The sequence below is a fragment of the Phocaeicola sp. ICN-14070 genome (assembly GCF_037892625.1).
In the GTDB taxonomy this organism is placed as follows: Bacteria; Bacteroidota; Bacteroidia; order Bacteroidales; family Bacteroidaceae; genus Phocaeicola; species Phocaeicola plebeius.
In genome coordinates this window covers 34,499-41,857 of record NZ_JBBKBF010000035.1, presented here as the reverse complement: position 1 = coordinate 41,857, position 7,359 = coordinate 34,499, and the positions used below count along the sequence as shown (strand labels likewise).

5 protein-coding genes are annotated in these 7,359 nt (G+C 42.9%); 4 read left to right on the top strand and 1 reads right to left on the bottom strand.

Annotated features, from left to right (window positions below; all coding sequences use genetic code 11):
• Window positions 1-109: 109 nt before the first annotated feature.
• Entirely contained in the window at window positions 110-1,015 is a 906-nt protein-coding gene (locus WKT20_RS10625; protein WP_040313111.1) for a PfkB family carbohydrate kinase, read from the bottom strand.
• Window positions 1,016-1,278: 263 nt separating this feature from the next.
• Between WKT20_RS10625 and WKT20_RS10620 the strand changes: the two genes are divergently transcribed.
• The 4 genes from WKT20_RS10620 to WKT20_RS10605 all read left to right on the top strand — a co-directional run bounded on the left by WKT20_RS10620 (window position 1,279) and on the right by WKT20_RS10605 (window position 7,349).
• Entirely contained in the window at window positions 1,279-2,586 is a 1,308-nt protein-coding gene (locus WKT20_RS10620; protein WP_118441271.1) for an inositol-3-phosphate synthase, read from the top strand.
• A gap of 201 nt (window positions 2,587-2,787) precedes the next feature.
• Complete coding sequence (locus tag WKT20_RS10615) at window positions 2,788-5,436, top strand: DUF5686 and carboxypeptidase-like regulatory domain-containing protein (protein WP_370859387.1); 2,649 nt, start codon at window positions 2,788-2,790, stop codon at window positions 5,434-5,436.
• A 73-nt stretch (window positions 5,437-5,509) separates the two neighbouring features.
• A complete protein-coding gene (locus tag WKT20_RS10610) occupies window positions 5,510-6,829 on the top strand; it encodes a sigma-54 interaction domain-containing protein (protein ID WP_118165464.1) in 1,320 nt (439 codons plus the stop codon).
• Window positions 6,816-7,349: an LptE family protein gene (locus tag WKT20_RS10605; protein ID WP_007562379.1), complete on the top strand. Its 534-nt coding sequence runs from the start codon at window positions 6,816-6,818 to the stop codon at window positions 7,347-7,349. Before WKT20_RS10610 ends, WKT20_RS10605 begins: the two co-directional genes overlap by 14 nt.
• The last annotated feature ends 10 nt before the right edge of the window (window positions 7,350-7,359 follow it).

Below are 7,359 nucleotides of genomic sequence, written 5' to 3'. Positions count from 1 at the left end.
CCTTATCTGACAGGAAAGATGGGGTAACTGTCAGGGATGACAGGTAAAAAAAGGGGCAAGCTGAAATCAGCAGGCCCCCCTTGATTGTTATTTGTATGAAAAATTTGGGTTATTGGGCAACTAGTACTTCCGGCTTTTGTTTGTTGCTTTTCAAGATATGCCATACTTCTTCTTCTGTTCCGGAAAAAGGACCGGATTTCTCCAGCTTGATAGTAGACATGGCAGCTGCGAAACATCCTGCTTCTGCGTATGAAGCTCCTTTGTTTCGCATATAAAGATAACCAAGTACGTAGGTATCACCGCATCCGGTGGCATCTACTACTTCTTTAGGAGCGTATGCCGGAATCTTATAGAACTTTCCTTCTGCATAAATAAGTGAGCCAAGGCTTCCTAAAGTCAGCAGGACTTCTTTCACACCCCATTGAGCCAGTTGCTTTGCTGCTTTTTCAGGGTCTTTGAATCCCGTCAGCACTTCAGCTTCATGTTCATTGACTTTCAAAATATCAATGTATTTCAGGGCTTTTTTCTTTTCATGCCAGTCTACAGGGAATACGTGCTCACCTTCCACTTTCCGGAGATAGCCTTGTGCGTCGACAGCCAATGTACCTTTCTGAGCCAACTCCTTTACTACTTCAAGTGGAAAGTCATCCGCCAGCAAACTTCCTAAATGGAAGATGTGTGCATTTTCATCTTTTAAAGCATCTGCAGTGAAAGGGTCAGCCTTAGCCAATACACGCTGGGAACGGTTGTCCTGATTCTCTTCGTATGTATTTTCAAAATATACGGTGTGACGGCTTGGCAGGACTTCTACTTGAAGCCCTTCTTTTCTCATTTCTTCAATAATGCCATATTCACTAGGAGCCACAGCAGTAACCAGCTTGTAGTTTTTGAAATCTTTCAGTCTACGTATACCGTGTGAAAAGTAGTAAGAAGTGCCTCCCGGCATGTAAGTCGTTTGTTTTGGAGTTACAATTTTGTCTAATGTAATGTGTCCAATGCAACAAATATCATTCATGTAGTTGAGTATTTCTTTAAATGCGTCTGCAAAGATACGCATTATTTTACTCTCTGATAAGTCGGTTAATGGCTTTTTCTTCTGAATTTATGGCTTATTTTTACTTATTAGCAAATAAAAAAGCTCATAAAAGCTTTATTGAATCAAACAAAGTCTTAACTTTGAACAGTTTGTTCCTGCTCTTTGGGATAGATTCTTGAAAAAGACTGAGTTTCAAAGGCAAGAATTAATGTAAAGTTACTAGGAGAAAAAGAAATTTAGAAATGGAAAAAATGAATGTAAAGCCCGCAGAAGGTAAGCTGGGCGTATTGTGTGTTGGTTTGGGAGCTGTGGCTACCACGTTTATGACAGGGGTTTTAATGACTCGTAAAGGATTGGCAAAGCCGGTGGGCTCAATGACGCAGTATGATAAGATTCGTGTAGGGCGTGGAGATGCAAAGAAATATTTGCATTATAATGAAATTGTGCCGATGGCCAAACTGGATGATATTGTTTTTGGTGCATGGGATGTATATCCGGCTAATGCGTATGAGTCGGCTATCAACTGCGAGGTGTTGCGTGAGAAGGATATTAATCCGGTGAAAGATGAACTGGAAAAGATTGTGCCGATGAAGGCTGCTTTTGACCGTAACTACGCCAAACGCCTGGATGGAAACAATGTGAAGGATTGTGCTACCCGTTGGGATATGGTGGAACAGTTGAGAGAAGACATTCGTAAATTTAAGGCAGACAACAACTGTGCACGTATCGTTGTGCTTTGGGCTGCTTCTACTGAAATTTACGTACCGGTTTGTGAAAGCGTACATGGCACCTTGGCTGCGTTGGAGAACGCAATGAAGCAGGATGACCGCGAACACATTGCTCCTTCTATGTGTTATGCATACGCTGCTTTGGCCGAAGGAGCTCCTTTCATCATGGGTGCGCCGAATACCACAGTGGATATTCCGGCGATGTGGGAAATGGCAGAACAGACTAAGATGCCGATTGCCGGTAAGGATTTTAAGACTGGTCAGACATTGGTGAAGTCAGGTTTTGCGCCGATTATCGGTACACGTTGTCTGGGATTGTCAGGATGGTTCTCTACCAATATTTTAGGAAACCGCGACGGTCTTGTGTTGGATGAACCGGCTAACTTCCATACAAAAGAAGTGAGCAAGCTTTCTACACTGGAATCTATTCTGGTACCGGAAGACCAGCCGGACTTGTATTCTGATTATTATCACAAGGTACGTATCAACTATTATCCGCCTCGCAATGACAACAAGGAAGGCTGGGATAATATTGATATTTTCGGTTGGATGGGCTATCCGATGCAGATTAAGATTAACTTCTTGTGCAGGGATTCTATTTTGGCTGCTCCGTTGTGTCTGGATTTGGTATTGTTGAGCGACTTGGCTGCACGTGCCGGACGTTATGGAACACAACGCTTCTTGAGCTTCTTCCTGAAGAGCCCGATGCATGATTATACAGAAGGGGAAGTTCCGGTGAATCATTTGTTCCAGCAATATGTCATGCTGAAGAATGCTTTGCGTGAGATGGGAGGATATGAAGCTGACGAAGAAATTGACTAAGGCTTAATGTCTTTTTTGTAAAAAATAAAACCGGCAATGGAGAGCGCTTCATTGCCGTTTTTTTCGTAGGTGAGAGAAGAAATTATATTCTATTATTCATAAAAAAAGGTAAGAATATCGTTTTTCGGGGAGTGAAATTTGTAAGAGATTATTTCACTCTGTATTTTTACAAACTTGATAAGCTGGACTATTAAGGTGTTAATGAGATATATGATAAAAAGATTGCTTTTTTTAATCGTGTTGTGTCTGGGAGTTGTGAAACTTTCTGCGCAAATCAGTGGAGTTGTTACAGACTCTGAAACGGGTGACCCTATCCCTTATTTGAATGTATATTATGATGGAAAAGGGGTGGGAACTATTACAGATATAGATGGTAAATATTCAATAGCTGCTCATACAGGGTGGAATAAATTGACCTTTTCTATGGTGGGTTATGGTACGGAGGTACGTGATGTGTCTGCCAAGACGAAGACATTGAATGTCAAAATGAAGCCCGACTTGGTGCTGGATGAGGTCGTGGTGAAGCCCAAGAAGGAAAAATATTCTCGAAAGAATAATCCGGCAGTGGAAATGATGAAGAAAGTTATTGCAGCCAAGAAACTGAATGATTTGGGTGTGAATGATTTTTATCATTATAATAAGTATCAGAAGATTACATTCTCTTTAAATAATATTACAACCGACTCGTTGCGTGAATCGAACCTGTTTAAGAAGTATCCTTTCTTCCGTGACCAGGTGGAGCAGTGTAGCGTGACGGGTAAGAATATTCTGCCTATTTCGGTGGACGAGACGGTGACAGAAAAATTGTACCGGAAGAATCCTCACGATGAAAAGACAATTGTAAAAGGTATTAACTCTACGGGAGTCAATGAACTGTTTAATACGGGCGATATGCTGTCGACTGTATTGAAAGATGTGTTCCAGGATATTAATATTTATCAGGACCGCTTCCGTTTCCTTCAGTACCCGTTCGATAGTCCGATTTCGAATGCGGGTATCAATTTCTATAAGTATTACATCATGGATACGGTGATGGTGGACAAGGAAAAATGTTTCCACTTGACTTTCGTGCCCAACAACTCACAGGATTTCGGTTTTACCGGTCATTTGTATATCCTTGCGGATTCTACTTTCCGTGTGAATAAATGTATCATGAATCTTCCGAAGAAGACCGATATAAACTTTGTGGATAACATGATTATTGAACAGAAGTTCGGTCAGTTGTCTACGGGAGAATGGGTGCTGATGGAAGATGACATGCTGTGTGAATTGTCTTATTTGAAGAAAATTTTGGGCTCTTTTCAGGTAAGGCGTACCACGCGATATTCTGATTTTGGATTTGACGAGATTCCTGCCAAGATATTCAAGAAGAAGGGAGATGAGATAAAGGATGTCAATGCCATGATGCGTGACGACTCCTTCTGGAAGGAATATCGTCCGACGGAATTGACGAAGTCGGAGGATAATATGGGGCAGTTCGTGGACAATCTGGCAAAAATCAAGGGATTCAAGTACATCATATTTGTGGCCAAGGCCTTTATCGAAAACTTTGTTGAAACAGGAGTGAAGGGAAGACCCAGTAAGGTGGATATTGGTCCGATTAATACGATGATTTCAAGCAACTACATTGACGGGTTGCGTTTGAGAGCTTCTGCACAAACCACAGCGAACCTGAATCCTCATCTCTTCTTGCGCGGATATTATGCCTATGGTTTTAAGGATGAGAAGTCAAAATACAAGGCTGAGGTGGAATATTCTTTCAACAAGAGGGAATACCTTCCCCGTGAGTATCCGATTAATTCGTTGACGCTGTCGTATTCGTACGATAACATGTTACCGTCCGACAAATTTATGGGAACCGACAAGGACAATGTGTTTACTTCGTTCAAGGTGACATCGGTCGACCAGTATAACTACGAGCGTACGGCCAGCGTGAAGTATGAACTGGAGAAGGAAAGCGGTTTGAAAACGACCTTTATGCTGAAGCATACCAATCTGGAGGCTTGTGGAAAATTGTTTTATCGTACCATGGCACAGGAAAATCAGTTGCAGCAGGATTTGGCATCGGGTGCACTGACAGGAACGGAATGGGTACATTCTCCTTATAATACGAAGGATTTTTCACTGGCTGAGGCTACGCTGGCTTTTCGTTATGCACCGGGAGAAACATTCATCAATACCAAGCAGCGCCGTTTGCCGGTCAATCTCGATGCACCGGTTTTTACGTTGCAGCATACGCTGGGGTTGAAAGGTATCTTAGGTAGTGATTATACCTATAACATGACGGAAATGAGTCTCTACAAGCGCTTTTGGCTGAGTTCTTGGGGAAACATTGATACTTGTGTAAAAGGAGGAATTCAATGGAATAAGGTGCCTTTCCCCTTGCTGATTATGCCAGCGGCCAACTTGTCTTATATTCTTCAGGACGAGACTTTCAGCTTGATTAATAATATGGAGTTCCTGAACGACCGTTATGCGTCGCTGGATGTATCATGGAATTTGCAGGGAAAAATCTTCAACCGTATTCCTCTTCTGAAGAAGTTGAAATGGCGTGAATTTATCGGCGTGAAATGTTTATGGGGTACACTTACCGACAAGAATAATCCGTTGCTCCCGCAGAATGCCAATGATACGGAGCTGATGTTGTTCCCGGGACATTACGATGCAGCGGGCAATTATCATACCTCGAGCTATGTCATGGACCCCAAGAAACCTTATGTGGAGGTAAGTGCGGGTATTCATAATATCTTCAAGTTGCTCCATGTGGAATATGTGCGTCGTTTGAATTACAATGAACTGCCTACAGCCAGCAAATGGGGCATACGCTTCATGATTCGTACCGTATTCTAAATTATACTTTTTGGAGTAAATGCATGTACGGGTTTCAAACTTTTTGTAAATTTGCCATATAATCGAAGACTATATGGTGAAATCAGAGATACAGAATGTAAAACTTCGTTTTGGCATCATAGGCAATTGTGAAGGGTTGAACCGTGCCATTGATGTGGCTATTCAGGTAGCTCCTACAGATTTGTCCGTACTGGTGACGGGAGAAAGTGGAGTCGGTAAGGAAAGCTTCCCTCAGATAGTCCATCAGTTTAGCCGGAGAAAACACGGACCGTATATTGCGGTAAACTGTGGAGCCATTCCGGAGGGTACGATTGATTCCGAATTATTTGGTCATGAGAAAGGGGCATTTACCGGTGCCATCAGCGACCGTAACGGGTATTTTGCCGAGGCTAATGGCGGCACCATCTTTCTGGATGAGGTGGGTGAACTTCCTCTTTCTACTCAGGCTCGTTTGCTTCGTGTGCTTGAAAGCGGAGAATATATAAAGGTCGGCTCTTCCAAAGTGCAGAAAACGGATGTCCGGATTGTGGCAGCCACGAATGTGGATTTTACGGAAGCCATAGCGAACGGACGTTTCCGTGAAGACTTGTACTATCGTCTGAATACGGTGCCTATTAAAGTGCCGGCACTGCGTGAACGTCCGGATGATATTCCTCTTTTGTTCCGTAAGTTTGCCGCAGATTTTGCCGAAAAATACCGTATGCCGGCTATTCAGTTGATGGAGGATGCCAAGCAGTTGCTCGTGTCGTATACCTGGCCGGGTAATATCCGTCAGTTGAAAAATATCACGGAACAAATCTCTATTATTGAAACCAACCGTGAGATTACTGCCGAAATTCTTCGGGGGTATTTGCCTGCTCAACCCGTATCAAAATACCCGACATTGCTGGGTGGCGTGAAGCCGCAAGGTGAAAAGGGTTTCCAGAGCGAGAGGGAGATACTTTATCAGGTGTTGTTCGATATGCGGAGGGATGTAACTGAATTGAAGAAACTGGTACATGACATCATGGCCGAACGTGCAGCTGGTGGAACGGTCACGACTCCGTCGTCTATGCCGGTACATTATATTCCTGAAACTCCGTCCAGCCTGATACAGCCTTCTGCAGTGGTGCTAAATCCTGCCGAAGAAGTGGGTAAGGTATCCAGCGTGACTCCAGTAACGAATGTGTCACAAGTAAATCCGAATGTGAAGGTTACGCATGCAGATGTGTCGGATGATGTGCAGGATACGGAAGAATACATTGAAGAGAATCTTTCACTGGATGAAGTGGAGAAGGAAATGATTCGTAAGGCATTGGAACGTCATCATGGAAAAAGAAAAAATGCAGCGAATGATTTGAAAATTTCAGAACGTACCCTTTATAGAAAAATCAAAGAATATGGACTTGAATAAAAAATATAGCAGACTGAGTAAATATTTTCTGGCCGTTTGTTTGTGTATCCTTACGGCATGTACGGTTTCGTATAAATTTAATGGATCTTCCATTAACTATGATAAGGTGAAGACAATCAGTTTCCAGAACTTTCCGAACCGCTCGGCTGCCTTTGTATGGGGACCGATGGAGTCGATGTTCAACACGGCTTTGCAGGATAAATATATGCAGCAGACTCGTCTGAAACAGGTTCGTCAGGGAGGTGACTTGGAATTGTCGGGTGAAATTACGAACTACGATGCTTACAATAAAGGAGTCGGTTCTGATGGTTATTCTACGATGGCAGAGTTGAGAATGACGGTAAATGTGAGATTTGTCAATAATACCAATCATGCGGAAGATATTTCTGATCAGCAGTTTACTGCCAGCCGTGAATACAATGCCAGCCAGCAGTTGTCGTCCGTGCAAGAAGAGCTTGTACAGCAGATGATTGATGAAATTGTGGAGCAGATATTTAATGCAACTGTAGCCAACTGGTAAGAGCAGGAAT